This is a genomic window from Cupriavidus sp. CP313 (assembly GCF_054072015.1).
Genome location: NZ_JBSVZB010000026.1, coordinates 97,790 through 124,245 on the forward strand (window position 1 = coordinate 97,790; position 26,456 = coordinate 124,245).

At 66.9% G+C, this 26,456-nt stretch carries 24 protein-coding genes; 11 read left to right on the forward strand and 13 right to left on the reverse strand.

Going from position 1 to position 26,456, the window contains the following annotated elements; all coding sequences use genetic code 11:
• Window positions 1-5 precede the first annotated feature (5 nt).
• The 9 genes from ACW4E8_RS29425 to ACW4E8_RS29465 form a co-directional block, all read right to left on the reverse strand.
• Window positions 6-1,310, reverse strand: coding sequence for an MFS transporter (locus ACW4E8_RS29425; protein ID WP_456807724.1), 1,305 nt, complete (start codon window positions 1,308-1,310; stop codon window positions 6-8).
• A gap of 42 nt (window positions 1,311-1,352) precedes the next feature.
• Entirely contained in the window at window positions 1,353-2,849 is a 1,497-nt protein-coding gene (locus ACW4E8_RS29430; protein WP_456807725.1) for an amidase, read from the reverse strand.
• A gap of 564 nt (window positions 2,850-3,413) precedes the next feature.
• Window positions 3,414-4,121: a GntR family transcriptional regulator gene (locus ACW4E8_RS29435; protein ID WP_456807726.1), complete on the reverse strand. Its 708-nt coding sequence runs from the start codon at window positions 4,119-4,121 to the stop codon at window positions 3,414-3,416.
• A gap of 71 nt (window positions 4,122-4,192) precedes the next feature.
• The gene (locus ACW4E8_RS29440; protein ID WP_456807727.1) at window positions 4,193-5,191 is read right to left on the reverse strand and encodes a 2Fe-2S iron-sulfur cluster-binding protein; all 999 of its coding nucleotides are present in this window, start codon (window positions 5,189-5,191) and stop codon (window positions 4,193-4,195) included.
• An 8-nt stretch (window positions 5,192-5,199) separates the two neighbouring features.
• Window positions 5,200-5,679: a GlcG/HbpS family heme-binding protein gene (locus ACW4E8_RS29445; RefSeq protein ID WP_013953475.1), complete on the reverse strand. Its 480-nt coding sequence runs from the start codon at window positions 5,677-5,679 to the stop codon at window positions 5,200-5,202.
• Between the two features lie 29 nt (window positions 5,680-5,708).
• Entirely contained in the window at window positions 5,709-7,154 is a 1,446-nt protein-coding gene (locus ACW4E8_RS29450) for an aldehyde dehydrogenase family protein (RefSeq protein WP_456807728.1), read from the reverse strand.
• 25 nt (window positions 7,155-7,179) lie between these two features.
• Window positions 7,180-7,911 carry a TenA family transcriptional regulator gene (locus tag ACW4E8_RS29455; RefSeq protein WP_010810360.1) on the reverse strand — a complete coding sequence of 244 codons (732 nt, stop codon included), beginning with the start codon at window positions 7,909-7,911 and terminating at the stop codon, window positions 7,180-7,182.
• Between the two features lie 176 nt (window positions 7,912-8,087).
• The gene (locus ACW4E8_RS29460) at window positions 8,088-9,020 is read right to left on the reverse strand and encodes an ornithine cyclodeaminase family protein (protein ID WP_456807729.1); all 933 of its coding nucleotides are present in this window, start codon (window positions 9,018-9,020) and stop codon (window positions 8,088-8,090) included.
• A 77-nt stretch (window positions 9,021-9,097) separates the two neighbouring features.
• Window positions 9,098-9,793 (reverse strand): sulfite exporter TauE/SafE family protein, encoded by a 696-nt coding sequence (locus ACW4E8_RS29465; protein WP_456807751.1) that lies wholly within the window; start codon window positions 9,791-9,793, stop codon window positions 9,098-9,100.
• A gap of 452 nt (window positions 9,794-10,245) precedes the next feature.
• Here ACW4E8_RS29465 and ACW4E8_RS29470 point away from each other — a divergent pair, with 452 nt between their 5' ends.
• From ACW4E8_RS29470 to ACW4E8_RS29485, 4 genes are all read left to right on the forward strand, one after another.
• The gene (locus ACW4E8_RS29470) at window positions 10,246-11,784 is read left to right on the forward strand and encodes a hypothetical protein (RefSeq protein WP_456807730.1); all 1,539 of its coding nucleotides are present in this window, start codon (window positions 10,246-10,248) and stop codon (window positions 11,782-11,784) included.
• Window positions 11,785-11,871: 87 nt separating this feature from the next.
• Window positions 11,872-12,222, forward strand: a complete 351-nt coding sequence (locus ACW4E8_RS29475; RefSeq protein WP_456807731.1) for a 2Fe-2S iron-sulfur cluster-binding protein — start codon at window positions 11,872-11,874, stop codon at window positions 12,220-12,222.
• A gap of 1 nt (window position 12,223) precedes the next feature.
• Window positions 12,224-12,541: a ferredoxin gene (locus ACW4E8_RS29480; RefSeq protein ID WP_456807732.1), complete on the forward strand. Its 318-nt coding sequence runs from the start codon at window positions 12,224-12,226 to the stop codon at window positions 12,539-12,541.
• A 33-nt stretch (window positions 12,542-12,574) separates the two neighbouring features.
• Window positions 12,575-12,877: a 2Fe-2S iron-sulfur cluster-binding protein gene (locus tag ACW4E8_RS29485; protein WP_456807733.1), complete on the forward strand. Its 303-nt coding sequence runs from the start codon at window positions 12,575-12,577 to the stop codon at window positions 12,875-12,877.
• Between the two features lie 127 nt (window positions 12,878-13,004).
• Here ACW4E8_RS29485 and ACW4E8_RS29490 read toward each other — a convergent pair whose 3' ends face one another.
• Genes ACW4E8_RS29490 through ACW4E8_RS29500 form a run of 3 tightly spaced genes read right to left on the reverse strand, consistent with a single transcriptional unit; the run spans window position 13,005 to window position 16,618 of the window.
• Window positions 13,005-14,726, reverse strand: a complete 1,722-nt coding sequence (locus ACW4E8_RS29490; RefSeq protein ID WP_456807734.1) for a cobaltochelatase CobT-related protein — start codon at window positions 14,724-14,726, stop codon at window positions 13,005-13,007.
• On the reverse strand, window positions 14,723-15,739 hold the full coding sequence (locus ACW4E8_RS29495) for an AAA family ATPase (protein ID WP_456807735.1): 1,017 nt from the start codon (window positions 15,737-15,739) through the stop codon (window positions 14,723-14,725). The genes ACW4E8_RS29490 and ACW4E8_RS29495 overlap by 4 nt, the downstream gene beginning before the upstream one ends.
• Window positions 15,740-15,787: 48 nt before the next feature.
• Entirely contained in the window at window positions 15,788-16,618 is an 831-nt protein-coding gene (locus ACW4E8_RS29500) for an IclR family transcriptional regulator (RefSeq protein ID WP_011617529.1), read from the reverse strand.
• 335 nt (window positions 16,619-16,953) lie between these two features.
• Here ACW4E8_RS29500 and ACW4E8_RS29505 point away from each other — a divergent pair, with 335 nt between their 5' ends.
• From ACW4E8_RS29505 to ACW4E8_RS29525, 5 genes are all read left to right on the forward strand, one after another.
• On the forward strand, window positions 16,954-18,390 hold the full coding sequence (locus tag ACW4E8_RS29505; protein WP_456807736.1) for an amino acid permease: 1,437 nt from the start codon (window positions 16,954-16,956) through the stop codon (window positions 18,388-18,390).
• Window positions 18,391-18,467: 77 nt separating this feature from the next.
• The gene (pdxR, locus tag ACW4E8_RS29510; protein ID WP_456807737.1) at window positions 18,468-20,030 is read left to right on the forward strand and encodes a MocR-like pyridoxine biosynthesis transcription factor PdxR; all 1,563 of its coding nucleotides are present in this window, start codon (window positions 18,468-18,470) and stop codon (window positions 20,028-20,030) included.
• Window positions 20,031-20,170: 140 nt separating this feature from the next.
• A complete protein-coding gene (locus ACW4E8_RS29515; protein WP_456807738.1) occupies window positions 20,171-20,575 on the forward strand; it encodes a nuclear transport factor 2 family protein in 405 nt (134 codons plus the stop codon).
• Window positions 20,576-20,590: 15 nt separating this feature from the next.
• Window positions 20,591-22,033 carry an NAD(P)/FAD-dependent oxidoreductase gene (locus ACW4E8_RS29520; RefSeq protein ID WP_456807739.1) on the forward strand — a complete coding sequence of 481 codons (1,443 nt, stop codon included), beginning with the start codon at window positions 20,591-20,593 and terminating at the stop codon, window positions 22,031-22,033.
• 653 nt (window positions 22,034-22,686) lie between these two features.
• A complete protein-coding gene (locus ACW4E8_RS29525) occupies window positions 22,687-23,895 on the forward strand; it encodes a Bcr/CflA family efflux MFS transporter (RefSeq protein WP_456807740.1) in 1,209 nt (402 codons plus the stop codon).
• Between the two features lie 156 nt (window positions 23,896-24,051).
• Here the strand turns inward: ACW4E8_RS29525 and ACW4E8_RS29530 are convergent, their stop codons facing one another.
• A complete protein-coding gene (locus tag ACW4E8_RS29530; RefSeq protein ID WP_456807741.1) occupies window positions 24,052-24,825 on the reverse strand; it encodes an SDR family NAD(P)-dependent oxidoreductase in 774 nt (257 codons plus the stop codon).
• A gap of 150 nt (window positions 24,826-24,975) precedes the next feature.
• On the opposite strand from ACW4E8_RS29530, the gene ACW4E8_RS29535 reads away from it, so the two are divergent.
• On the forward strand, window positions 24,976-25,116 hold the full coding sequence (locus tag ACW4E8_RS29535) for an aldehyde oxidase (protein WP_456807742.1): 141 nt from the start codon (window positions 24,976-24,978) through the stop codon (window positions 25,114-25,116).
• Between the two features lie 83 nt (window positions 25,117-25,199).
• Window positions 25,200-26,129 carry a LysR family transcriptional regulator gene (locus tag ACW4E8_RS29540; RefSeq protein WP_456807743.1) on the forward strand — a complete coding sequence of 310 codons (930 nt, stop codon included), beginning with the start codon at window positions 25,200-25,202 and terminating at the stop codon, window positions 26,127-26,129.
• Window positions 26,130-26,456 lie beyond the last annotated feature (327 nt).

A 26,456-nucleotide genomic window follows, 5' to 3' on the forward strand; every position in this document is an offset into this window, starting at 1 on the left:
CGGCCTCAGGCGATTGAGCCTGCCGGCTGCGCCAGCGGCGCGGTCTCTTCCTTCTCCCCGCCGCCGCCCGCCTGCCCCAGGTCCATGCCGGTGGTCTCGGGCAGCAGCACCGCGGCGACCACCACCATCGCGTAGCCGACTCCCGCCACGATGGCGATCGCAGTCGGCAGCGAGGTCTGCCCCGTGCTCAGCCACCCAACCGACAGCGGGAACAGCGAGCCGATGACCCGGCCGGCGTTATACGACACGCCATACCCCGTCGCCCGGATGTCGTTAGGATAGGACTCGGAGATGGTCGCGCCGATGCCCGCGAACACGCCCTGCATCAGGATGCCGAGCGGGAAGCCAAGGAACAGCATCGACGTATTCGACACCGGGATCACCATATAGACCAGCGCCGCCACGAACGCCCCGGCCGCGAAGACGATGTAGGTCAGGCGCCGGCCCCAGCGGTCGGTGGCGTAGGCGCCCGCCACGTAGCCGATCAATGAGCCGATGATGGTAACCGCCAGGTAAGAGCTGGTGCCGAACACCGACAGGCCGCGCTCGGTCTTGAGGAAGGTCGGCAACCACGTGGCGATGGCGTAGTACGCGCCCAGCATCCCGCCGGAGAGCAGGCTGCACAGCAAGGTCTTGGACAGCAACGGCCCACGGAACAGCCGGCCGAGGCCTGCCAGCGCCGTCCCCTGCCGGCCGGCCGCCCGGCTCTTCAGGAAGATTTCCGGCTCTTCCAGGTTGCGGCGCAGGTAGACCACCACCAGCGCCGGCAGGATGCCGAGGAAGAAGCAGACCCGCCACGCCGTCTCCGCCGGCAGCACGCTGAAGGCGATCGCGTACACGATGGCCGCCGCGCCCCAGCCGAAGGAGTAGCTGCTGGCGGTAAAGCCAGAGTATTTGCCGCGATGGGCCGGGTTGCGGATCATTTCCGTCACCAGCACCATGCACAGCGACGACTCGCCGCCAAACCCCAGGCCCTGGATCATGCGGAACAGCATCAGTTGCTCCGGTGACTGCGCCAGCCCGCACAGGAAGCAGGCCCCCGCGAACACCACGATGGTCCAGCGCAGCACCCGCACGCGCCCGTAGCGGTCGGCCAGGATGCCGGCCCCGATCGCGCCCACCAGCGACGACACCAGCGTCCACGTGACGATGGCTCCCGCCGTGGACTTGCTCATGCCCCATTGCCCGAGCAGCGTGGAGATAAGGAACGAATAGATCATGAAGTCGAAGACATCGACCGCATGCCCAAGGAACGCGCCATAGAAGCCCTTGCGCTCCATGCGCGACAAATCACGGAACCAGTCGAACATGATCCCTCCCTGTGGTGTGTGTGGTGTGTGTGGTGTTGTGGCTTAGTTGTTGTGGTCCGCCGGCAAGACAGACGGCCGCGGCGGGGGCCGGAACGCGTAGCCCGCGTCTTCCAGCAGGCTGGCAAAGCGCAGGGCGGTGAGATCCCGGTAGCGGCCGGCGACGATCTGCACGCCGACCGGCAGGCCGCTGGTGCCGGGGCCGATCGGCGCGACCGCCGAAGGCAGCCCGCACAGCCCGGAATGGCCGGCCCAGAACAATTGCGTGGTCATCGGCTGCGCGCGGCCGTTGACGGTGATGCTCCGTTGCCAGGGCTCGCCCTCCTCGTTCAGCGCAAAGGCGGTGGTGGCGGCGGCGGGGCACAGGAGCACGTCATAGGCAGAGAAGAAGCGGCGCCAGGCCGAGGCAAAGCGCTCGCGGGCGGCTTGCAGGCGCAGCCAGTCGCGGTGGCTCAGCGCCGCGCCGGTGTACTGGAGGGTGGCATAGGAATGGTCGTCCGCGGGGGCGGCGGCGCTGTGGGCCAGCGCATCGGCATAAGCGGCGGCGTCCATGTGCACGGCGGTGGTGGCGCGCAGCAGGGTCACGTAGACGTACCACAGTTCGGCGGCGTCGAAGTCAGGACGCACGTGCCAGTCCACGCGGGCGCCCTGCCCGGCCAGCCAGTGGCCGAGCTGTTCGATCTGCGCGGCGACCTCGCCGTCGGCTTCGGCCTGCGGATGGGTGGGCAGCACGGCGACGCGGAAGTCGGCCAGCCTGCGCTGCGGGCAGTCCGGCAGGTCCAGGCGGTACGGCAGCGCCTCGTCGCCGTGTGGGCCGGCGATGGCTCGCAGCACCGGCTCCAGGTCGCGCGCGCTGCGTGCCAGCGGGCCGGCCACATTGATGTCCTGCTCGCCGAAGCGGGCCGGTCCAACGCCGTGGCCATCCAGCGGCACCAGCCCATGGCTCGGCTTGAGCGAGAAGATGCCGCAGTAATGGGCCGGATTGCGCAGCGAGGAGCCGATATCGGATCCGACATCGAAATACGACAGGCCGGCACACACCGCCGCCGCGCTGCCGCCGGACGAGCCGCCCGGCGTGCGCGACGGATCGTGCGGATTGCGGGTCGTGCCGTAGATGTCGTTGTAGCTCTGCCAGTCGCGCAGGCCAAGCGGGACGTTGGTCTTGCCGAGCAGCACGGCGCCGGCCTCTCGCAGGCGCTGCACCACTACGGCGTCACGCTGGGCGGCACGACCGCGCATGGCCGGATTGCCGCAAGTGGTCGGCCAGCCGGCGACGTCGAACGATTCCTTGACCGAGAACGGCACGCCATCGAGCACGCCGCGCGCTTGCCCGGCCCGGCGGCGCCGGTCGCTTTCCATTGCCGCCTCGCGGGCGGCGTCGAAGTCCGACAGCACCAGCGCATTGATGATGCCGTGCCAGTCGCGCCAGGCGGCCTCGCAGGCATCCACCAGTTCCACCGCGGAGACCTCGCCGGCAGCGAGCCGCTTTGCCACCTCCCATGACGGCGGAAAACCGCCGGCAGTCCGGTCGGACAGGTTCACATCGACTCCTTGTCGTTATCCGCGCCGGCAGGGGCACGGTGGGGGCGTATTAGGACAGGCTTCGGGAGGTACTGCGAATGCGTTGGTATACTATATTCCGTCTTGCCTGGAGAGCAAGAGAAAATGACATGCGCGAGCGTGCGGAAGCACGCAGCGATGGAAAGGTGCTTGGGGAGGGGCGGCAGGCAGAACGCCTGCCAGGACAGCAGCGGGGGGGCGAAGGAGCCGCCAAGTCAACCAGTCCGGCTCCGCAATGGCCCCGACGCGGCGCGCGGCCGCCGATTGCCAGCAGGAAGCGGCCGATATCGCGCAGGCGCAGCGGCAGCAGTGGCGTGGCATGACGAATGGCATCGCGCGCGGCAAAGTGGTGCAACAGTTGCTGGCCGACGGGTTGCGACAGATAGCATTGCTCAGGCGACTGCATGGTAAATCCCTATTGATCTGGAATGCCTACAGTATACCTAAATTGGTGCAATGCGTCATGACGGCGCATGCAATGCCCAATTGCCGGGCATGCAACGAAATGCTGAAAACGGGAGAGGAAAAACCCGGGGCCCGACGCCCTCAGGCCGCCTCTGCCCTGCCCTGCCCGTCCACCGGCAAGTCTGCCGCCTTGGCGGCACTGTAGACATGGCGCGCGGCCAGCAAGGCGGCAAGGTCGGCATCCCCGGCGATGACTGCCTGCAGGATCTGGGCGTGTTCATCCCAGTTCTGGCGGGCGCGAACCACGTTGGCCGGGCCGAACAGCACCGCGGTGCGCTCGCGCAGCGAACGCATCATTTCTTGCAGCACGCTGTTGGCGGCTATGGTGCCGAGCACTTCATGGAAGCGGGTATTGAGGGCGAGCAGCTCATCCGCGCGGCCCTGCGCGGCGGCATCCATGCCCTGGCGCAGCACGGCTTCCAGTTCCGCCACCAGCGCCGGGTCGCGGCGCTGCGCCGCGAGCTTGGCGTTGAGGCCTTCCAGCGTCGCGCGCACCTCCACCATCTCGCGCGCGATCACAGGCGACAGGCTGGCCACCGTCGCGCCGCGGCGCGGCTCGATTACCACCAGGCCTTCGCTGGCCAGCGCGCGCAGCGCTTCGCGCACCGGGATGCGCGACACGCCCAGTTCGGCCGACAGCTTGTTTTCCACCAGCCGTTCGCCTGGCGCGTACTTCCCGTTCAGGATGCCTTCACGCAGCTTGTCGGTGACAAGGGCGAACAGCGGCGAGTGGCTGGCACCGAGGCTCAGCGGCTCGGCGGGCGCGGCAGGAGATGGAGTGAGGGACATGGGTCGGCAAAGGCGTAAGCGGAAAGGCTGGCGTCATTGTATACCAGCCGTTCCCTGTATACCGCCATGTCTTAACAATGCTGGAAGGTGAAGCTGTCCGCATAGATGTGATCCGTACTTGCCCCGCTCGCCAGGAAAGCGGCGCGCGCGTCTCGGATCATATTGGGAGAACCGCACAAATAGATGGCGTGCTCGCTCAGGTCACCCAGGTCTGCCAGCGCCGCATCGTGCACGTAGCCACGCCGGCCCTGCCACGAATCGCCGGCACGGGACAGCACCGGCACGTACTGGAAGTCATACAGCCGTTCACCCCATGCAGGGATATCGGTATGCAGGTACAGGTCTTCCGGCTGCCGCATGCCCCAGTACAGCGACACCGGCGGGCAGTCGGGATCGTCCATCAGCGATTCGAGGATTGCCTTGATCGGCGCCAGCCCGGTGCCGGTGGCCACCATCAGCAGTGGCCGGTAATCCCTGGCGCGGTAGAAGAAGGTGCCGAGCGGCAGTTCGACATCGATGGCGTCGCCCGCCTTCATTTGCGGCAGGATGCCGTCGGTGAAGGCGCCGCCCGGGACGCGCCGCACATGCAGGTCGACCCGTCCGTCGCGCGGCACCGAGGCCATCGAGAAGCTGCGCGCGCGCCCGTCCTCGCTCAGCAGCTTCAGGTACTGGCCGGGACGATAGTCGAGCGCACCAGCGTCCGGCACTTCCAGCTCGATATGCAAAACGTCAGCCGACAACGCGCGCACGGCCTGCACCAGTGCCCGATAACGTGCGGGCTCGTTGCAGGCCTCGTCCTCGCGCGCCGTGCTGATGACAAGGTCGGCCAGCGGCTGCGCCTGGCAGGCCAGCGCGTAGCCGGCGGCGGCCTCGTCCGGGGCCAGACCGAACGGTTCCTCGTCATACCGCACCTGCCCGTCCAGCAGCCGGATACGGCAGGTGCCGCAGCCGCCCAGCTGGCAGTCGTGCGGCAAGGCGATGCTGGCGCGCGCCGCGGCCTGCAGCAGGGTCTCGCCGCGTTCGACAAAAAAGACCTGCTGCGTTTCGGCGATCTGGATGCGGTACGACATGGCGCCCCCTACTTCTTGATATCGGCCTGCACCAGCACCTTGAGGTCCTGCGGCGCCAGCAGCTCGGCCAGCGCCTGCAGCGCCGCCAGCCCGGCCTGCGTGTCCTGCTCGCCGTTGCCGCCGGACAGGCCGATGCCGCCGATCACCTCGTCGTTGACCACGATCGGGAAGCCGCCCACGAACGCGGCGAACTTGCCCTCGAAGCTCCACTGGATGCCGAACGCCTCGTTGCCCGGCAGCGCCGGGCCGTTGGGCGGCGTGGTGAACAGGTGCGTGGAGCGCTTGTGCCCCGCGGCCGTGAACGCCTTGTTCCATGCGATCTGCGGCCCGGTGATGCGGGCACCGTCCATGCGCTCGAGCGCGAGCGGGTAGCCGCCCTCGTCGACCACGCAGATCGACTCCAGCACGCCGATTTCCTCCGAGCGCCGGATCGCCGCAGCAACCATATGGCGCGCCTCGCGCAGTTCCAGCTTGATGGCTTTTTTCATGTCTCTTTGACTCCTTGTAACGGCCGGGTTCAGACGCCGCGGTAGACCGTCTTGACCTGCGTATAGAACTCCAGCCCCGTGCGGCCCGACTCGCGGAAGGTCGAGGTGCTTGAGCGCTTGACCCCGCCGAACGGCGCGTTGACCAGGTTGCCGGTGGTGGTGCGGTTGACCTTGACCGTGCCCGCCTCGATGTCCGTGGCGAAGTGGTGGATGTAGCGCGGGTTGCTGGTGACGATGGCCGCGGCCAGGCCGTATTCGGTGTCGTTGGCCTTGGCGATGGCGTCGGCGTAGTCGGTGAAGCCCAGGATCGCGATCACCGGCCCGAAGATCTCCTCGCGCGCGATCCGCATCTGCTGGGTCACGTCGGTGAACACCGTCGGCGCCACGTAGTAGCCCTTGTCGAAGTCGCCGCCTGCGAGGCGCGCGCCGCCGCACAGCAACGTGGCCTCGGACTTGCCGATATCGATATAGCGCAGCACCGTTTCTAGTTGCTTGTGCGAGGCCAGCGGCCCCAGGTCCATGCCGGCGGTCATGCCGCTGCCGACCTTGAGCGTCGCCACCTTCGCCAGCAACCGTTCGGTGTATGCTGCCTTGACCGCCTGTGCCACCAGCACGCGGCTGGTCCCGGTGCACGCCTGCCCCGACAGCGAGAAGCCGCCCTTGATGGTCAGGTCGACGGCGCGATCGAGGTCGGCGTCTTCCATCACGATCAGCGGGTTCTTGCCGCCCAGCTCCATCTGCGTGCGCGTGGTCAGCGGCACGGCGCGGTGGATCTGCTCGCCGGCGCGCGACGAGCCGGTGAACGAGATGGCACGCACGGCCGGCGCCTCGGTGATGGTCGCGCCGATCTCGGCGGCGCTGCCGGTGATGAAATTCAGCACGCCCTTGGGCAGGCCGGCCTTGACCAGCGCCTCGGCCAGCCGGTAGCCCGACAGCGGTGCCTCGGACGACGGCTTGAACACCACCGTGTTGCCGGTCACCAGCGCCGGCGCGATCTTGCGCGCCGGGATCGATACCGGGAAATTCCACGGCGCGATCACCGTCACCACGCCCAGCGGCTCGCGCTGGCTGTAGACGAGCTGGTCGGGGTCGTCGTTCGGGTACACCTCGCCGGTGAAGGTCTGCCCTTCCACCGCATAGAAGCGCAGCGTCTGGGCCGAACGCAGGACTTCGTCGCGGGCCAGCGCCAGCGCCTTGCCTTCCTCGCGGGTCAGCTCGGCGGCAATGCTGTCGGCGTTGGCCTCGAGATGGTCGGCGGCGCGGATGAGGATGGCGGCGCGCTTGCCGACCGGGGTCTTCTTCCAGCCGGCGAACGCTGCCGCGGCGGCGGCGACGGCCGCCTGCGCGTCCACCGCGGCAGACGCCTGGAAGCGGCCCACGATATCGGCGGTGTCGGCCGGGTTGACGTTATCGAAGGTGCGGCCCGACTGGCAGGCCGCCCATTCGCCGTCGATATGGTTGAGGAATACGGTCATCGTCGATCCGGTTGCGCGGCGGCGCTCAGGCGGCCATGTCGAGTTCGGGCAGCGGCAGTTCTTTCTCGACGTAGTCGTGATAGAGCGCCGTCGTATACAGCAGCCGCATCTGGGCGCCGATCTCGCAGATCTTCAGGCAGCGCTGCTGCAGTTCCGGCGTGTTGGCGTGCTCCAGCACGATCTGGTAGCCGCGCTCGCCGTGGATCTCGTCCGAGACGATATGCAGGTCGAAGAATTCGACTTCCTCGTCGGTGAACTGGTACTTGTCGCGCAGCGTCGGGGTCTGCTTGCGGTAGATCGACGGCACCTGCGACTCCAGCCCGACCACCAGCCCGGCCACCGCCACGATCGGGTCTTCACGCATGGCCACGGCGTAGCACCAGCTCTGCAGGCCGCGGGTGGTGGGCGACATATTGTCCGGGTCGATCACGCGCTCGCGGGTGGTACCGCAGGCTTCGGCAAAGCGGATCAGCAGGTCGGTATGGCGGTCGCCGCCGATCTCTTCCTCATACATATTGGCGAGCAGGAAATCCTTGGCTTCGGTATAGCGGTCCGGGGTACGGGCGTAGATGTAGCCCAGGTAATCCGCGAACGGGCCGACGTAGTGGTAGTGGTTCTCGGCCCAGCGTGCGAGATGGGCGCGGGTCAGCTTGCCGCTGGCCCAGGCCACGCTGAACGGCGCCTTGTTGGCGCTCTTGCCTTTGATGGCTTCTTCAAGGGCAGCACGGAATGCTTCGCGGTTCATCAGTTCGGCCATGGGGGAGGCTCCTGGTTGGCGATGTGGGGCGATTGGGTGGGTTGGATGCCGGGGTCGCTTCGTAAATCGATCGGCCCTTGCATAGTTGTATACTATATACAGTCAGGCAGCGACGACAAGGACTTCGTTGACTAATCACTTAAGTGTTTACCCGGCGGTGGAGCGGGCGATGGCGCTCAGGCGGCGCGACGCTCCGCCGCGCCAGTGATGCGGGACCAGGCGAAGCCCGCCAGCGCCACGTCTTCCAGCCCCACACCGACTGACTTGTAGATCACGATGTCGTCGGCCCGCTGGCGTGGCGACACCTTGCCCAGGACCACGTCGCCCAGTTCGAGGATCTTCTCGTGCGGAAGGGCCTGTGGATCGGCCAGCACGATGTCGCCGGCCTCGCGCACGGATTGCGGGCGCCACTCGACCACCACGGCGGCGGCGCGGCGCAGCGCGGTGTCGTCCAGTTCACGCGTATGCGGCAGGCTGGAGCCGATGGCGGCGACGAAAGCGCCCGGCCGGAGCGACGCGCCCGCGAACAGCGGCGTGGTCGCGCGCGAGGCGGTGACAACGATATCGGCCTCGGCCACGGCAGCATCGGGCTCCGCCAGCGTGACCGGGATGCCGCACAGCGCCGACAGCCGCGCCGGCATGCCTTCATCGGCGTGCGGATCAGACACCAGGATGCGCTCCAGCCCGAGCGTCTCGCTGAGCTGGCGCGCGTGCTGCACACCCTGCGTGCCGGCGCCGAACAGCGCCAGCGTGCGCGCGCCGGGCCGGGCCAGCCGCTGCGCCGCAAGCGTGGTACAGGCGGCCGTGCGCAGGCGCGTGATGGCGCCGGCGTCGAACGAAGCGAGCGGACGGCCGTCGTCGGCCGAGAAGATCAGGATGACAAAGGAGAACTGGCCGTTGATGGTGGTATAGACCTTGGCGCCCGCCACACCCTGCTGCGGGATCACCGCGCCCAGCGTGGACAGCTTGACGCCGCCCGCCTCGGTGCGGATGCGCTCCTGCATCGCGGCGTCGCCGCGCGCGAAGCTGGAAAACGCTGCTTCCATGACTTGCCGGGCATCCTCCGGGCTGACGTGGGCATCGACCATCGCGTCTGTGATGTGTTGCATGGGAACTCCGCTGATTGGGGTTGGCAGGGAAAGACAGGAAAACGAGCGGGCGAGTGGGCGAGTGGGCGCAGAAATCGTCAGGCAAACGCCGTGCGTCCGAGCACGCCAAGTGCCCCGGCTGCGCACAGTCCCAGCAGCAGGCGGCGCACGACGCCGGGCGAGACGTGCGCACGCAGGCGGTTCGATAGCGCGAAGCCGGCCAGCAGGAACGGCGCAAGCGCCGCCGCCAGCACCAGCTGCGGCAGGCCGAAGCGCCTCGCCAGCGCGAGCATGGCCAGCGACAGCACCGCGCCGCCGGACAGGATGGTGCCCATGGTCGCGCGCATCGGCGCCGGCGCCATGTGCTGCATGACCAGCGCGAACGGCGGCGCGCCGGCCGAGGTGATCGTGCCCATGAAGCCCGACAGGGTGCCGGCAATGGCCACGTTGCGCGAAGTCGGCAGCAGGCGCCAGCCCAGCAGGCTCAGCGCCACGGCGGCGAGTATCGACACTGAGAACAGCACCCCCAGCGGACCCGGCGCCAGCCACGCCATGGTCAGCACCGCCGCCACCCCGCCGAGCGCGCGCCCGATTAGAGCAAAGCCTGCGATGCGCCACGCGATCGCCTCCCGCTCACGCAGCGCACCCAATAAGGAGAGACAGCAGCCCATCGCCAGCAGCGGTCCTGGCACGAGGTCCGGGAAGAAGATTGCCCCCAGCGGCGCCGACAGCATCGCAAAGCCGATCCCGCCCACGCCTTGCAGGCAGGCGCCCACGAGGATGAGCGCCCCCATCCATAGATACGTGGAGACGGAGAGTCCGGCGGGGAGCAGCGAGTACAACGTGGCGGGCAAGGCAGAGGTCATGGCGACAGGTTGGAACAGCGGCTTGGAAGGCGTGAATGAAGCGCGCCGGACGGACGGCCTCATACGGGCACGCCTCCTGCTTATATTGCTCGCACTTCGTGTGTGAGTCGCCGCATAACGGTATACAGTCTACATGTAGGAGTGAAGCCGGGCAAACCATTCATCCGCCCGTGCACCACTTAAAGTACCCGTCACACCGTCGCTAGCCCAATAAATGTGCGGAGTTTGAGCGACTTGCACCAACCGGGCATAGGCGTAAGTCCCGATGAAAAACTTGTTGTCGCGAGATCGCGTAGGAATATAGTATACCGAAACCGGGTTCCAGGAGCTGACAGGGAACCCGGGGCCCCCACAAACCCCTCCGCCCCCAGGGAGTCCTCATGTCACAACAAGTCGTGATCGGTGCCGCGCACTGGATCTATCTGTCAGGGGTAGCAGTCATCGTGCTGACGATGATCCTGCGCGCCAATGTTGTCGTCCCTTCCATCGTCGGCACCGCCCTGGTCGTGTTTGCGCTCACCGGCAGCCCGGTCTCCGCACTGGGCGGGGTGTTTTCCGCGAGCCTGGTTGCCGCCAAGGAACTGTTCAATATCTTCCTGGTGATCGCGTTCATGACGGCGCTGCTGAATGCGCTCAAGACGCTGCGCTCCGACATCCGCATGGTCGAGCCCTTCCGCGTGGTGATGAAGAACGGGCATTCGGCGTTCTTTATCCTGGCGGGCATCACCTATGTCATCTCCCTGTTCTTCTGGCCGACGCCGGCCGTGCCGCTGGTATCGGCGATCCTGCTGCCGGCCGCCATCGCGGCGGGCCTGCCGCCGCTGGCGGGCGCGATGGCGATCGCCATCGCCGGCCAGGGCATGGCGCTGTCGTCCGACTATGTGATCGGCGTGGCGCCCGGTATCAGCGCCAAGGCGGCCGGCGCGGCGGTGAGCGCCGCGGTGGTGGCCGATCGTGCGCTGGCGCTGTCGCTCATCACCGGCACTATTGCGCTGTGCCTGGCCTACCTGTCGATGCGCAAGCATATCGTCCCCGCCTGCGGCACCCTGCTCGACCGCTGGCAGGCGCGCGCCGGCGGCACCGCCGAGGCGCTGGAAGGCGGCGGCACCTTCGACAAGGCCGAGATCGCCAAGGGCACCGCCCACGCCGAGCCGCTGGCCACCGACAGCAATATCGAGGCAAGCCTGTCGATGGTGGCCCGGCGCCGGGTGAAGTGGTCGAAATGCTTCGCGATCGTGACGCCCGTTGCCTTCCTTGCCGTAGTCGCCGTCATGGTGCTGCCCAAGCTGGGCACCGGCGTGCAGGACCTCAAGGGCGGCGATGCGGCTGCGCTGGTCGGCGGCGTCGCGGCGGTGCTGATGATCCTGGCGACGCTGGCCGCCGAAGGCCCGCGACGCATGCTCGACGTGTGCCCGGAGCACATCACGGACGGCTTCGTGTTCGCGTTCAAGGCGATGGGCTCGGTGCTGCCGATCGCGGGCTTCTTCTTCGTCGGCGCCGGCGAAACCGCCGCGCAGATCCTGGGCCTGCCGCCGGGCAAGGCGCCGAGCCTGCTGTTCGAACTGATCCAGGCCTACCAGCACATGATCCCGGACAACCACGTGCTGGTCGCCTTCGGGGTGCTGCTGGTCGGCATGATCACCGGCATCGACGGCTCCGGTTTCGCGGGCCTGCCGCTGACTGGCACGCTGGCCGGCGCGCTCGGCCCGGTGGTCGGCTTCGACCCCGCCACGCTGGCCGCGGTGGGCCAGATGGGCGCGGTCTGGACCGGCGGCGGCACGCTGGTGGCGTGGTCGTCGCTGATCGCGGTGGCCGGCTTCGCCCGCGTACCGGTGCTGGACGCGGTGCGCGCGCTGCTGATCCCGGTGCTGATCGGGCTGGCCTGCTCCACCGTGGCCGCGATGGTGTTGTGGTCGTAGGCGGCCGCAAGTGCCCGCCAGGGTCCGACAGATTTCCCCGACTTCTCTTGACGCCGGGTGGGCGCCCCACCCGGCAGGAACCGCACGATGCCGACAGTCACTTTCCACAAGCAGGGCCAGACCTTCGTCGACGAGGTCAAGTCCCAGACCAACCTGGTCGTCCGCGCGGGGATCCGCCAGTTCCCCTACCCCAACCTGCGCTACGAGTGCGGCATGGGCAAGTGCTCCAAATGCGCCTGCCGCGTGATCGCCGGCGCCGAACACCTGCCGCCGCCCAACTGGAAGGAAAAGAAGCAGCTCGGCGAGCGGCTCGAACAGGGTTACCGGCTGGCCTGCCAGCTATGGATCGAGCACGACATCGAACTGGCGCAGGACGACCTGACCGGCGCGGCGCCGGCCACCGCCGGCATCCTGGCCACGGCCAGCGCGGACGCCTGACATGTTCGTCCTTCTCACCAGCCGCCCCGGCCAGTTCCGCACCGAGCCCACCGCGGGCATGACCGCGGTAGAAGCCTACGACTACGTCTTCTACGGCAAGCGCACCGCGCGCTTCGTCATCGCCGAGCTGGCCGCCGATACCAAGGTGCGGGTGCTGGAAGAAACGCCACCCAACATCGTCAACCTGGTGTCGACCAAGTTCCTCGACAAGTACGCCACGCTGGAAGCCGCCCGCGCCGCGCTGCGCAAGCTGGCCAGCTTCGGCAGCATGGACATCGCCCTGGTGCCCGCCCCGGTCGCCATGGACAGGCGCTCCTGACTACTAACGCGTGACCTTCAGTCAATCTTCGCCATGATCCAGATCACCTTCCTCACCAACCACGGCAAGACGGTCAGCGCGCCGGTCAACAGCAATCTGCTGCGCGTGTCGCTGCGCGAGCAGGGCGGCATCCCTTTCAAGTGCGGCGGCGGCCTTTGCGGCACCTGCAAATGCCGCATCGAAAAGGGCCACGAGCATACGGACGCGGTCAAGCCGAAGGAAAAGAAACTGCTGACCGAGGATGAGCTGGCGACGGGGTTCCGGCTGGCCTGCCAGACTTTTATCGATGGGGATATCGCGGTGTCATGGCAGCCCAGGGAGACGGTGCGCGGGTGAGCGGCCGTTGAGGAGCGGCTGAAAGAATACCGCGCTGGGCAGGCGAGTGCGCCTTCGGCTTGCACGATTTCCTGGCCGTGTACGCGTAACGCGAACGCCGCCAGCGTTTCGAACGCTAGTCTTGCCGCTACCGCCGCCTCGCCCCCACCAGCCCCGCCACCTCATCCAGCATCGCCATATCCACCGGCTGTGACAGGTCCAGCGCCAGCGTATGCCGGTAGTAAGGACTCAGGTCCAGCCCAACCCCCAGCCCCAGGACTTCCACATCCCGCAGCGCCTCGTGCCGGGCCACCACGGCCTTCAGGTGGTTGTCCAGGTAGCAGGCGTCGTTGGCCTGCCCGGTCGCGGTATCCATGGGGCTGCCATCGGACACCACCACCAGGATGCGGCGCGCCTTGCCGCTGGCGTGCAGGCGCGTGCAGGCCCACTCCACCGCCTCCCCGTCCACGCCTTCGCGGAACAGGTCGGCCTTGAGCAAGGCGGCGATATCGGTACGCGCGCGCCGCCAGCTGCGCTGCGCGTCCTTGAACACCATATGGCAGGTCTCGTTGAGCCGGCCAGGGTGCTGCGGGCGGCCGCGCGCGAGCCAGTCGGCGCGGGCGCGGCCGCCATTCCAGGCGTTGGTGGTGAAGCCGAGTACCTCGGTGGCCACGCCGGCCTGGTCGAGCGCGCGGGTAAGCATGTCGATCAGCAGCGTGAGCGGCTCGGCCTGTGCCTTCATCGAGCCGGAGCAGTCGATCAGGAAGCCGACCACGCAGTCGGCATGGGCCTTGTGCGCTTCCAGGCGGAAGAGCCGGCGCTCGGCGGGCGAGCTGACCAGTTGCGCCAGGCGGCGGCCGTCGATGCGGCCGCTTTCCTCGCCGAAGGACCAGCCATCCACGCGCGGCTGGGACAGCGCGGCGCGCAGCCGGCGCGCCAGCCGGGCGATGTTCACGCCCGCGCGCGCGATGCGTGCGTCGAGCCGCGTGCGGTACTCGTCCAGCAAGGCGCGGCGCACCAGCGTGGCGGCGCGCACTTCGCGGTCGTAGCCGGTGGTGAAGACGCGGTAGCCGCCGGTGGCATCTGCCAGCACGCGGCTGTGGCCGCTGTCGGCCAGTGCAAAGTCTTCCGCTGGCGGTTCGTCGAAATCCAGCCATAGCGCAAACCCGGCGCGCGCGGCCGAGGCTGAGTTGTCGTCGTCTTCGCCGGCAAGCGGGGCTTCGGTACGGATCATCTGCGCCACCGCGCGGGCCAGCGCCAGTGCATGCGCGGCGTAGGCGGCCTGGTCGTGGCGTTGCGCGCGCAGGCCGGCCAGCGAGGTGCCGAGCACCGGCACGATGGCGGCGCGCGTGGCTTCGATCAGGTCTTCGGTCACTTCCAGCACCGGCTCGCCGGTAAGGCGCGACCACGCTACCTGCGCCACGGTGTAGAGCAGGATGCCGAGGTGCCCCTCGGTCAGCCCGGAGCGATGGAAGGCCCGCGACCACGCCATGAAGCGGTGGCGCAGGTTGGCCGCCACGCCGGCCATGCCGCGCGGCAGGCGGGTCTCACAACGCAGCTGCTCCAGCAGTTCGAAGACCAGGCGCTCGACCGGATCGGCCGGGCACAGCTGCCGATGCAGCGCGGCGTCGGAATGCGCCTGGCGCAGGGCGGCACCATCGGCCGCACCGCGCAGGCAGGTGGCCGTGTCGGTTTCCAGATCCGTGCGCAAGTGCGGCGCATGCTGCGGCACCGGGCGCATCGCGCGCCAGAGCTGGCCGTCGCGGAAATGCAGCGCCGCATCGCCGGTGATCGCGCGCACCGCGGCGCCGGACAGCTCATCCTGCCGCTGGCGCCGGCGCAACTGCTGCGCGACCGTGGCCGCGCTCATCGCGCGGGCTCCGACTCGGCGCTGACGCCGGCGGCCTCACCCGGCAGGTGGCCGAAGCAACGCTGGTAATACTCCGCCACCACCGGTCGTTCGGCTTCGTCGCACTTGTTCAGGAAGGTCAGGCGGAAGGCTAGCGCGGGGTCGCGGAAGATCTGGCAGTTCTCGGCCCAGCTGATCACCGTGCGCGGCGACATCAGCGCCGACACATCGCCGGCGGCAAACCCGCGGCGCGTGAGCCCGGCCAGCGCCACCATCGCATCGACCAGCGCGCGCCCGGCGTCGTCGTCCAGCTCCGGCACGCGCGCCAGCACGATGCTGGCCTCCTCTTCATGCGGCAGGTAGTCCAGCGTGGCCACCACGTTCCAGCGGTCGATCTGCGCGTGGTTGAGCAACTGGGTGCCGTGGTAGAGGCCGTTGACGTTGCCCAGGCCCACGGTATTGGATGTCGCAAACAACCGGAAAGACGGATGCGGGCGAATCACGCGGTTCTGGTCGAGCAGCGTGAACTTGCCGTCGCGCTCCAGGATGCGCTGGATCACGAACATCACATCGGGCCGGCCTGCGTCGTATTCGTCGAAGATCAGCGCCACCGGGCGCTGCAGCGCCCACGGCACGATGCCTTCCTGGAATTCGGTGACCTGGCGCCCGTCGCGCACCACGATGGCATCCTTGCCGACCAGGTCCAGCCGGCTGATATGCCCGTCCAGGTTGACGCGCACGCAGGGCCAGTTCAGCCGCGCGGCGACTTGCTCGATATGGGTCGACTTGCCGCTGCCGTGCAGGCCCTGCACCATCACGCGCCGGTCGCGCATGAAGCCGGACAGGATTGCCAGCGTCACCTCGGGCTGGAAGCGGTAGGCCGGATCGATCTCCGGCACGTGGTCGTCGCGCTGGCTGAAGGCCGGCACCATCAGGCCGGAATCGATGCCGAACACGCTGCGCACCGGAATCATCCGGTCGGGCTTGCCAAACTGGTCTTGCGTCACCTCATGCTCCTTGTTGCTTGTCGCCATGCCATCGGCACTGCGGCAAGCGGAGCAATCCGCGTGACGCCGTGCGCGCTATTCGTCCTCTTCCGCGCCGCCCTGCCAGCTGCCGGCGCTGTCGGCCTCGATCGCCGCCAGCGCGCCCGCCGCACGCTGCAGCGCGGGCAGCAATTGCAGCACCTTGTCGCGCGTCACGCGCATCACCGGGGCCTGCAGCGCCAGCCCCAGGTTGGACTTGCCGCCGTCCACGGCCGGCACCAGCACGCCGATGCAGACCAGCCCCGGCAGGAACTCTTCATCGTCCATCGCGTAGCCGTCGCGCTTCACGCGCTCCAGTTCGGCTTCCAGCTGCGCGTGGTCGGTCAGCGTGTTCTGCGTGTAGCGTTCCAGCTCCACGTTGGCCAGCAGCCGCTGGCGCTGCGCCGGCGCCAGCTGCGCCAGGAACAGCTTGCCCGTGGCCGAGCAGTGCGCCGGCACGCGCGAGCCCGGATGCAGGTAGAAACGCAGCGGCGCCGCCGTTTCCACGCGATCCAGGTACAGCACCTCGCCGCCGGAGAACGCGGTCAGGTTGCAGCTCTCGCCCACCTCTTCCACCAGCCGGCGCAGCACCATGTGGCGCGCGCCGTGCGAGGTGCTGTTGAGCAACAGGTTCTCCGCCAGCCGGCGCAGCCGCAGGCCGGTGCCGTATTGCCGCCCGTCGCCGTTGCGCTGGATCAGGCCCGCAGCCTCGAGCTGCTGCAGCATGCGGTGCAGCGTGGGCTTGGGCAGTCCGGTTTCTTCCACCAGCGCCTGCAGGTTGAAGGACTGGTCCTTCTCCGCGATGACTTCGAGCAGGCCGAACAAACGCAGTGCCGGCGTGTCTCCATCCGGCTTGGCGTCACTTTTGGCGAGGCGCATATCGTTCATGCCTGGCTCCATCATAGGTAAGTTTCATTTTCAGAGTCAAATCATATCAATTATCGAAACTTCTGGTTGACCTTCCCCTGCGAACGGCCTACATTCCAGTGAAAGAACAATTTTTCGGAACTTCTGGTTCCGGTTTTTTAAGCGATCACCGGAGACAAGTCGACATGTACGGATAGGCCATCCCTCCCCGGGATTGCAAATACTGACCGACCACGGCCCCAGGCTGGCAATTACTGCCCTGCCACCTATACCGAAGAGAAGCCGTGGCGCCTGCCTTAAACGCTGTACTGGCTGCAACGCAGTACCGACAGCAAGCGCAGCACAGGAGACACAACATGATCCAACAACCAGAGTCCGGCAACGGGCTATCCCACGGCCTGAAGCAACGTCACATGACCATGATCGCGCTCGGCGGCGTGATCGGCGCAGGCCTCTTTGTCGGCAGCGGCGTCGTCATCAAGTCCGCCGGCCCGGCAGCGGTCCTTTCCTTCCTGATCACCGGCCTGCTGGTGGTGCTGGTAATGCGCATGCTGGGCGAGATGGCCTGCGCCATGCCCGGCAGCGGCGGTTTCTATGAGTATGCACGCGAAGCCTGGCGCGACCGCCCGGCGGTGGGCAACCTGGCCGGCTTCCTGACCGGCTGGATGTACTGGTATTTCTGGGTCATCGTGGTGGCGCTGGAAGCCGTGGCCGGTGCCGACCTGGTGCGCTACTGGCTGCCCGACGTGCCCAACTGGATCATCAGCCTGGTGCTGCTGGTGCTGCTGACGCTGACCAACCTGGTGTCGGTCAAGTCCTTCGGCGAGTTCGAGTTCTGGTTCGCATCGATCAAGGTAGCCGCGATCATGGTGTTCCTGTTCATCGCCGGCGTCTATGTGCTGGGCCTGGCCCCCGGCTCCCATGGCATGCAGGTGGCCAACCTGACCGCCAACGGCGGCTTCATGCCGCACGGCATTGTGCCGGTGCTGACCGGCGCGGTAGCCGCCACCGGCTTCTACTTCGGCGCCGAGATCGTCACCATCGCCGCTGCCGAGACCGCCGAGCCGCAGAAGGCCGTGGCCAAGGCCACCAGTTCGGTGATCACGCGCGTGCTGGTGTTCTATGTGGGTTCGATCCTGCTGGTGGTCTGCCTGGTGCCTTGGAACTCCTCCAGCATCGCCACGCCGTACGTCAGTGCGCTGAACGTGATGGGCGTGCCGGCGGCCGCGCAGATCATGAACGCGATCGTGCTGACCGCGGTGCTGTCGGCGCTCAACTCGGGCCTGTATGCCTCGTCGCGCATGCTGTTCGCGCTGACCCGACGTGGCGACGCCCCCAAGTCGCTGGCCCGCGTGAGCCGCAACGGCGTGCCGGTGCGCGCCATCCTGGTGGCGACCCTGTTCGGCTACGGTGCGGTGGTGATGTCCTATATCTCGCCGGATACGGTGTTTGCCTTCCTGGTGAACTCGTACGGCACGGTGGCGATCTTCGTCTACATCCTGATCGCGATCTCGCAGCTGCGCCTGCGTTCCCGCCTGGAGCGCGAAGCGCCAGACCAGCTGCGCGTGCGCATGTGGTGCTACCCGTACCTCACCTACCTGGCGATCGCCGGCATGATCGGCATCGTGGTGGCGATGGCCTTCATCCCCGACCAGCGCACGCCGCTTGCGCTGGGTGTGGTGAGCCTGGGCGTCCTGCTGGTGGCCTACGCCGCGCGGCAACTGTTTCGAGGTGGCGTGGATCCGGTAGTGCCGCTGGCAGAGATGCCGCGCCCGGACCTGCACGAGTATTGATGACTGACCATGACTGACGTGGCGCGCCGGTGCGGTATGCTGGCGCGCTTCGCCGTTAAGGCAACGCCCCCTGCCCCATGAGCCTGAAGTCTCCCACCACCCTCTGGTCCCAGCTGTTCCAGCAGCATGCCCACTCGGGCCTGAGCCTGCAGGGCAAGATCCGCCAGATGCTGGTCTCGGCCATCCTTGACGAGCAGCTGCCGCAGGGCGAGCCGCTGCCCAGCAGCCGCGAGCTGTCGGCGCAGCTGCGCGTGGCGCGCAACACCGTGGTGCTGGCTTACCAGCAGTTGGTCGACGAGGGCTACCTGGTGGCGCGCGAGCGCAGCGGCTACTTCGTCAACCCGGAGATCCTGGGCACACGCGTGAGCGGCGTGGCCTCGCTGCGCGGCGAGCCGGTGCCCGCCCGCTCGGGCGAGCCGGACTGGGAGCGGCGCTTTGTGTTCCGCCCCACGCAGCAGCGCAATATCGTCAAGCGTGCCAACTGGCGCGACTACCCCTACCCCTTCATCTACGGCCAGTACGACCCGGCCCTGTTCCCCACCGCGGACTGGCGCGAATGCTGCCTGAAGGCGCTGAGCGTGCTCGACATCCACGACTGGGCCCAGGACATGATCCTGCGCGACGACGAATCGCTGGTGCAGCAGATCCGCACCCGCGTGCTGCCGCGCCGCGGCGTGTGGGCCGGCGCCGACGAGATCGTGGTGACCGTGGGCGCGCAGCAGGCACTGTACCTGCTGGCCGACCTGCTGGTCAGCCCCGACACGCCGGTGGGCATCGAGGACCCCGGCTATCCGGACGCACGCAATATCTTCGGCTCGCACACCTCCCACCTGGTGCCGCTGCCGGTCGACGGCGACGGCCTGACCCTGTCTGACGCGCAACGCGCCTGCGACTACGTCTACGTGACCCCGGGCCACCAGTGCCCCACCACCGTCACCATGCCGCTGGCGCGCCGCCAGGCCCTGCTGCGCCAGGCCGAGGAAGCTGACTTCGTGCTGATCGAGGACGACTACGAAAGCGAAAGCCGCTTCGAAGGCGACCCCACGCCGACGCTCAAGAGCCTGGACCGCAGCAACCGCGTGATCTATGTCGGCAGCCTGTCCAAGAGCCTGGCGCCGGGGCTGCGCATCGGCTATATCGTCGGGCCGGCGGCACTGATCGCCGAGTTGCGCGGCGCGCGGCGGCTGATGCTGAGGCACCCGTCGGCCTATATCCAGCGCGCGTTCTCGCTGTTCCTGTCGCTGGGCCACTATGACGCGCACCTGCGCCGGCTCGCGGCCGCGCACCGCGAGCGCGCCGAAGCGGTGCTGGCGGCGCTGGCCACGCATATGCCTGACTTCCGCGCGGTGCCGATCGCCGGCGGCGCCTCATGCTGGATCGAGGGGCCACCATGGCTCGATGCCGATGCGCTGGCGCGACTGGCCGAGCTGCAGGGCGTGCTGATCGAGCCCGGCAGCGTCTTCTTCATGGCCGAGCCCGCGCCGCGCAACGGCTTCCGGCTGGGCTACTCGTCGATCTCGCTGGACCGCATCGAGCCAGGCATCCGCGTGCTGGCGGGCGTGGCGCGTGAGCTGCAGGCCACCGCCAGCGGCGCCACCACCGCCGCCGCCGTCACTTCCCGGGTCCGCCCCGCGGCCTGAGCGGGCCCGCGGCGGTGTCTCCCGCCGCTGGCCCAAGCGATTGTCCCGAACTGGCGCTACAGCGCCGCGCACGGCTTCCCTATCCTCGAGTCATGGCCGGTTCCCCACGGACCGGCAGACAACACTCAGGAGACCAATCCATGTCCAAGGACAACACCGCCGCCGGCATCGAACTGCTGCAGGCCTTCAACGACGCCTGGAACCGCCACGACATCGAGGCCCTGATGAGCTTCATGGCCGATGAGTGTGCCTTCCACGGCGTGGCCGGGCCCGAACTGCTGGGCCGCAGCTTTATCTGCCGCGAGGCGGTGCGCGAAGGCTTCCAGCTGGCCTGGCAGACCTTCCCCGACGCGCAGTGGGTCGATGGCGACCACTTTGTCGTGGGCGACCGCGGCGTGAGCGAATCCACCTTCCGCGGCACCCGTGCCGACGGCGCCCGCATCGAGGCGCGCATGGTGGACGTCTTCACCTTCCGCGACGGCAAGATCGCGGTCAAGAACGCGTACCGCAAGGATCGCCCGCCCGTCGTAGCGCCCGCAGCCTGACCGAGGAGACGCGCCATGCAAGCCGTAGCCCCCCGCAGCCTCCTTGCCGGCGAGCAGTCCACCGCGCCCGCCCGCCCGTACGATCCCGCCTACGACCCGCTGCACACCCCCAACCCCGGCCACGGCCGCGAATACGCGCCCACCTACTGGATCGGCACCGCGGGCGAGCCGCCCGCCGACGACGGCCCGATCACGCATGACATCGACGTGGATGTGGCCATCATCGGCTCGGGCTTCACCGGCCTGACCTGCGCCATCTTCCTGGCACAGGAATACGGCATCAAGGCCACCGTGCTCGAAGCCAACCGCGTCAGCTGGGGCTGCAGCACGCGCAACGGCGGCCAGGCGCAATGCGCGTCCGGGCGGCTCAAGCGCTCGCAGTGGATCCAGCGCTACGGCCTGGATACCGCGCTGCGCCTGCATGAGGAAATCTGCGACGGCATGGAGACCTTCAAGGGCCTGATCCAGGACATCAACTGCGACCCGCAGCCTGGCGGCCACCTGTATATCGCGCACCGCGCCAAGGTGATGCCGGCGCTGGAGAAGGAAGCCAAGCTCCTGCGCGAAGTCTTCAAGTACGACGCACGGATCATGGACGCCGACACCGTGCGGCGCGAGTATGTCGACGACAAGGAAGCCGCGGGCGCCATGCATGAGCCCGAAGGCATCGGCATCCACGCCGGCAAGCTCGCCTTCGGCTACCTGCGACGCGCGCGCGAGCTGGGCGCCAAGGTGCATCCGTCGAGCCCGGTGACCGGCTGGGAAACCCGCAACGGCGTGCACTACCTGCGCACCCCCGGCGGCATCGTGCGCGCCCGCGCCGTGGCCGTGGCCACCGGTGGCTATACCTCGCAGACGCTGCACCGCGAGCTGAAGAACCGGCTGTTCCCGATCCTGTCGAACTCCATCGTCACGCGCCCGCTCACGGCCAGCGAACTGGCCGCGTGCAACTTCCGCACCACGCAGGTCATCACCGACACCCGCATCCTGCGCCACTACTACCGCCTGATGCCAGACGGCCGCCTGCAGATCGGCAGCCGCAGCGCCATCACCGGCAACGACGCGCCGCAGGAGCAGTACAAGCAGAAGCTGATCGGCGACATGTACCGCAAGTTCCCTGCGCTGCAGGGGATCCAGGTCGATTACTCGTGGTGGGGCTGGGTCGATGTCAGCCACGACATGATGCCGCGCATCACCCAGCCGGATCCGGCCCAGTCGATCTACTACGCCATGGGCTACGGCGGCAACGGCGTGATGTACTCAGCCCAGGCTGGCAAGCGCCTGGCGGCGCTGATCGCAGGCAAGGCTGCCGCGCTGCCGGAACTGCCGATCTTCCGCTCGCCGCTGCCGTTCCCGAACGTGCGCGAGATGGTGGAATCACAGATGTTCGCGCCGTTCCGGCGCATGGGGCAGCGGGTGCTGTACCACTGGTATCACCTGAAGGACGACGTGCTTTAAGGGCGCGCGGCCGCCCGGCCGCATTGCTGAGCGCCTCAAAGACCGGTAGGGAGCTTTCGCGCACTAACCGCATGCTCCCTTCCTCTTCCTCCAGCGATTTCGGCAAGAAAAGACGCCAAAGCCCGTCGCGCATCCCGAAGAAGTGTCCCGACACTCCGATACAGTCGTCATCGCATGGGCGGTGAGTCTGCCGCCCTGGCGCCCCGCTTGGATGGCTAACTAAACTCGCCGGCTGAAGCGCCGATTGCACCGCCGGCGCCGGCGCCGGCGTCCGCGTCACGCCGGATCGCCGCTTGGCGCCGCCCACTGCCCCTACAGGCTTCGATTGGCGTATAGAAACGCCGTGCGAAAACTCACGTCCCCGGGGTGCCCTGTCCCGCCCGACTTGCTTCTTCCTTCCGGCCCCCTGTTCCAAAGAAAATCCACGCCCGTATCGAAGCGGGCCCGCCACTATTTCCACACCAACGGGATGATTCCGACACTCAAATCGGAATTTTCGCGTGGCCGCGCTGATTTTCGCATCCTACCTTTCAATTGGCAGACGAGTGGAAGCAGCTCTGCGAGATTGTTCATTCCCCCGTGAGCCGCGATATGTCGCCAATTTTGCGAAACATGGGCTGATTGATCCGAATGCCTAATCCGACAGGAGACCGATGACGCCCACCACAACCAATCAAAGTGATCGTTTGCTGCTCCTGCTCAGCCTACTCATCCTTCTGAGCGCGATACCGCTGGACGTCATGCTACCTTCGTTTCCAGCGCTGGCCGATCACTTCCACACCGGGACTGGCGATATAGCATTGTCGATCAGCATCTTCTCCATAGGCTTTTCGATCGCACAATTGTTCGCCGGTCCACTATCCGATCGCTTCGGGCGCAAGAAGCTGCTAATGATTGGAATTGCTCTCGCGCTAGTGGGGGCGACGGGTTGCATCTTTTCCCATAACTATGGCGCTTTCATTGCCTGTCGAATCATTCAATCCGTTGGCTGCGCCTCCTTCGTCCTAGCCCAAGCGATTGTTCAGGATGCATACAAGGGAACGGAAGGCGTGAGAACCAGAATATTTACTACGACGCTGTCCGGGATTTTCATTGCGTGCTCGCCTCTATTGGGCTCGATTCTTCAGTCAGCGCTCGGCTGGCAGGGCAGCTTCATACTCTTTGCAATTATTTCTCTGATCATACTTTTTCAGGTTTACTGTCAATTCGAGGAGACAGCAAAAACTCACCGCGGCAGCATGCGATGCTATGGCAACGCTTACCTGAGAATCCTTGGAACCCGATCCTTTCTGATCTATTCGTTAATTGGCGCCCTTGCCTTTTCATGCCACCTGTCATTCATCATAGTGTCTCCGGCAATATTCATTGTCGGTCTTAAGATTAACAACTATGAATATTCCATTGTACTAATGGCTTATGGAGCAGCCTATTTAGTTGGCGGAGCCCTGGCATCATACGCGACAAAGAAGATGGAAACCCAGGGGCAAATCAAGCTTGGGCTACTGCTCATGACAACATCAGGATTCCTCATGATGGCGATGTCGCATTACCAAGCAAATGCTTCTCTGACAGTTCTCTTGCCAATGCTCATCTGTACGGCAGGAACTGTTTTTGTTCGCCCGGCGACGGCCACCGAGGCGATGAATCTATTTGACGAAATAGCAGGTACCGCCGCAGCTGCGAGCAGCACCATCAGATTTTGCGCCGCAGGGGCCATCAGCGCCTTGATCAGCGTAGCCGGCAACAACACAATTCTTAATTTGTGCTGGGCGATAATTGCTTCAAGCTTCGCCAGCATATTTCTCTTCACATACCTCCGTACAACGGGTGTAACCAGAAACCCGAAAGCGAAGTCACCATAGGATCATGACCAGACTGTTCCAGCTCACTGAAGCCGAGCCCGCTCCGACCACGCCCGCTTCGGCCACGCGCACTACCTGTGCGCGGAGCCTGGCCGCAGGCGGATGAACGCGCCTATGTCGTGGGCGGCGGTCGGGTGTGGCAGTGGGCCCTTCGCCTCAGAACAGCGTATAGCCCCCGTCGATCACAAAGGTATCGCCCGTGTGGTAGGCCGACGCCGGGCTCATCAGGTAGACCGCAATCCCGCCGAAGTCGCTGCCCTCGCCCCAGCGGCGCATCGGCACGCGCTTGTGCACCATTTCCTGGAAGGCATCGTTGCCCTGGGCCACGCTGGTCATCTCGGTCTTGATCCAGCCCGGCAGGATCGAGTGCGCGCGGATGCCCTTGCGCGCGTACTCCACCGCCAGCCCCCGCATCATCGAAATCACGCCGCCCTTGGTGGCGGCATAGTGCTCGGAGCGCGGCGCGCCTTCAATCGCCGCGACCGAGGCCGTGCTGCACAGCACGCCGCCCTCGCCCTGCACCAGCATCTGCCGCACCGCGGCGCGCAACGTGAAGAAGGCACCGTCCAGGTTGACGCGCATGGTCCTGCGCCAGGCCTCGGTCGGCATCTGGTCGAACGGTCCCTTGTTGCCGCTGCCCACGCCGGCATTGGCAAAGCAGCCGTCAATACGCCCCAGCGCCGCCACCGTGCGCTGCATTGCAGCATCGACCGCCTGCTCGTCGCCGACGTCGCAAAGCTCGGTATGCACCTTGCGTCCATGCTGGGCCAGGCGGTCTGCGGCGGCGGCGTTCTTGGCGGCATTCGTGCCCCAGATCACGATATCGGCGCCGGCCGCGGCCAGCCCTTCGGCAATGCCCAGGCCGATGCCGCCGTTGCCGCCGGTCACCAGTGCCACTTTGCCGCTCAGGTCGAATGGATGCCTTGTCATGTGATTGTCTCCTTGGGTGGTGGGACATTCTTCACATGGCAAAGGGTTCAAGGCGTCGTCGGAATGGATGAAATCGCCGGAGGCAAGTGACGGGCGCCAGGCAGGCCATTGCCATCGGATCGGCGGGATGGCTAGCCGGTGAATGCGCATATGAACGAACTGGGCGTCAAGGGATTAGGCGAAATCGCGTTGGTGGGCGTGGCGCCGGCCGTGGCCAACGCTGTGTTCCACGCAACCGGAAAGCGCGTGTGGGGGCTGCCGATCCGCATCGAGCACCTGGTCGAGCACTAGTCCGCGCACGGGCCTGCCCTTGCTGTTTTCGTGATATCGACTGGCGTTATGATGGCCGCATTCCCAACCTCTGGTTGCCAGTCATGGACAAGGCCCGTGTCCTCACCCTCTTCCTCGGCGTGGTGCGCGCCGGCAGCTTCCACCGCGCCGCGGTGGAGGCCGGCGTTACCCCGCAGGCCGCCAGCAAGGCCGTGCGCACGCTGGAGGACCATCTCGGCGTGCGCCTGCTGCACCGGACCACGCGCAAGCTCAACCTGACAGAAGAAGGCGCACGCCTGTTCGAGCTGGCCGCACCGGGCATGCGCCAGCTCGACGAAGCGCTCGAGCAGGTCCGCAGCAGCAAGAGCGACGACGACGGCCTGATCCGCCTCACCGCTCCGCCGTCGCTCGGCAGCCGCGTGCTGGTCCCGCTGGTGCGGGGCTTTCGCGAACAATATCCCGGCATCACCTTCGATGTGGTACTGAGCGACCTCTTCACCGACCTGGTCGAAGCCAAGATCGACGTCGGCTTCCGCGTCGGCACCAGCCCGGGCCAGAACCTGGTGGCGCGACGGCTGTGCGACCTGCCGCTGGTCATCTGCGCGGCGCCGGATTACCTGGCGCGGCACGGCGAGCCGGCCACCCTCGACGACCTGCTGCAGCACCAGTGCACGGGCTTCCGCCGCCCCGCCACCGGGCGCATGGTGCCGTGGGAGCTGCAGGTGGACGGCGACCTGATCTACCAGGAGGTGCCTGCCGTGGCGAGCTTCAATGACGTGGAAACCGAGGTCGAAGCGGTGCGCGCCGGCATGGGCATCGGCCAGCTGCCCGCCTACATGATCCACGCCGACCTTGTCAGCGGGCGGCTGAAGGCGATCCTGCCGGGGTACAGCAGCAGCAATGTCGGCATGTACATGTACTACCCGCATCGCAGCCAGATGCCGGTGCGGGTCCGGCGCTTCATCGACTTTGTGGTGGAGGCGGCCCGGGGCGCGGAGCAGTCGCTGTCGCGGCTGGTGGGGATCGTGCCCTGAGCCGCTTCACCACCGCTTGCTTGCAACGACGACAGCAGCAGGCTCCCCTCTCCCGCGTGCGGGATGTACAGACCGGGGACATAGGTGACAGGTGTGCGAGGACATGTGTCCACCATGTCCCCGGTCTGTACAGCGGGAGAGGGGTGGGGGAGAGGGCAGGAGTGTCAAAGGCTGACGCCCGTGGGTTAAAGCCGTTGGCCCCGCTTGATGTGGTTCCTAGCTAACCCCCCCTCACCTGAACTGACCCCGTAAAGTTGGAGAGTCAAAGCTAGGTGGAACCGAACTGAGCCCTGTACTGTACGGGGCTCAGTCCTTTGAGCTTCAGCT

Coding starts and splice junctions, on each gene's coding strand:
- ACW4E8_RS29425 (WP_456807724.1), bottom strand. CDS start 1,310: ATGTTCGACTGGTTCCGTGATTTGTCGCGCATGGAGCGCAAGGGCTTC.
- ACW4E8_RS29435 (WP_456807726.1), bottom strand. CDS start 4,121: ATGTCCCTCACTCCATCTCCTGCCGCGCCCGCCGAGCCGCTGAGCCTC.
- ACW4E8_RS29440 (WP_456807727.1), bottom strand. CDS start 5,191: ATGTCGTACCGCATCCAGATCGCCGAAACGCAGCAGGTCTTTTTTGTC.
- ACW4E8_RS29445 (WP_013953475.1), bottom strand. CDS start 5,679: ATGAAAAAAGCCATCAAGCTGGAACTGCGCGAGGCGCGCCATATGGTT.
- ACW4E8_RS29450 (WP_456807728.1), bottom strand. CDS start 7,154: ATGACCGTATTCCTCAACCATATCGACGGCGAATGGGCGGCCTGCCAG.
- ACW4E8_RS29455 (WP_010810360.1), bottom strand. CDS start 7,911: ATGGCCGAACTGATGAACCGCGAAGCATTCCGTGCTGCCCTTGAAGAA.
- ACW4E8_RS29460 (WP_456807729.1), bottom strand. CDS start 9,020: ATGCAACACATCACAGACGCGATGGTCGATGCCCACGTCAGCCCGGAG.
- ACW4E8_RS29465 (WP_456807751.1), bottom strand. CDS start 9,793: ATGGGGGCGCTCATCCTCGTGGGCGCCTGCCTGCAAGGCGTGGGCGGG.
- ACW4E8_RS29470 (WP_456807730.1), top strand. CDS start 10,246: ATGTCACAACAAGTCGTGATCGGTGCCGCGCACTGGATCTATCTGTCA.
- ACW4E8_RS29475 (WP_456807731.1), top strand. CDS start 11,872: ATGCCGACAGTCACTTTCCACAAGCAGGGCCAGACCTTCGTCGACGAG.
- ACW4E8_RS29480 (WP_456807732.1), top strand. CDS start 12,224: ATGTTCGTCCTTCTCACCAGCCGCCCCGGCCAGTTCCGCACCGAGCCC.
- ACW4E8_RS29485 (WP_456807733.1), top strand. CDS start 12,575: ATGATCCAGATCACCTTCCTCACCAACCACGGCAAGACGGTCAGCGCG.
- ACW4E8_RS29490 (WP_456807734.1), bottom strand. CDS start 14,726: ATGAGCGCGGCCACGGTCGCGCAGCAGTTGCGCCGGCGCCAGCGGCAG.
- ACW4E8_RS29495 (WP_456807735.1), bottom strand. CDS start 15,739: ATGGCGACAAGCAACAAGGAGCATGAGGTGACGCAAGACCAGTTTGGC.
- ACW4E8_RS29500 (WP_011617529.1), bottom strand. CDS start 16,618: ATGAACGATATGCGCCTCGCCAAAAGTGACGCCAAGCCGGATGGAGAC.
- ACW4E8_RS29505 (WP_456807736.1), top strand. CDS start 16,954: ATGATCCAACAACCAGAGTCCGGCAACGGGCTATCCCACGGCCTGAAG.
- pdxR (WP_456807737.1), top strand. CDS start 18,468: ATGAGCCTGAAGTCTCCCACCACCCTCTGGTCCCAGCTGTTCCAGCAG.
- ACW4E8_RS29515 (WP_456807738.1), top strand. CDS start 20,171: ATGTCCAAGGACAACACCGCCGCCGGCATCGAACTGCTGCAGGCCTTC.
- ACW4E8_RS29520 (WP_456807739.1), top strand. CDS start 20,591: ATGCAAGCCGTAGCCCCCCGCAGCCTCCTTGCCGGCGAGCAGTCCACC.
- ACW4E8_RS29525 (WP_456807740.1), top strand. CDS start 22,687: ATGACGCCCACCACAACCAATCAAAGTGATCGTTTGCTGCTCCTGCTC.
- ACW4E8_RS29530 (WP_456807741.1), bottom strand. CDS start 24,825: ATGACAAGGCATCCATTCGACCTGAGCGGCAAAGTGGCACTGGTGACC.
- ACW4E8_RS29535 (WP_456807742.1), top strand. CDS start 24,976: ATGAACGAACTGGGCGTCAAGGGATTAGGCGAAATCGCGTTGGTGGGC.
- ACW4E8_RS29540 (WP_456807743.1), top strand. CDS start 25,200: ATGGACAAGGCCCGTGTCCTCACCCTCTTCCTCGGCGTGGTGCGCGCC.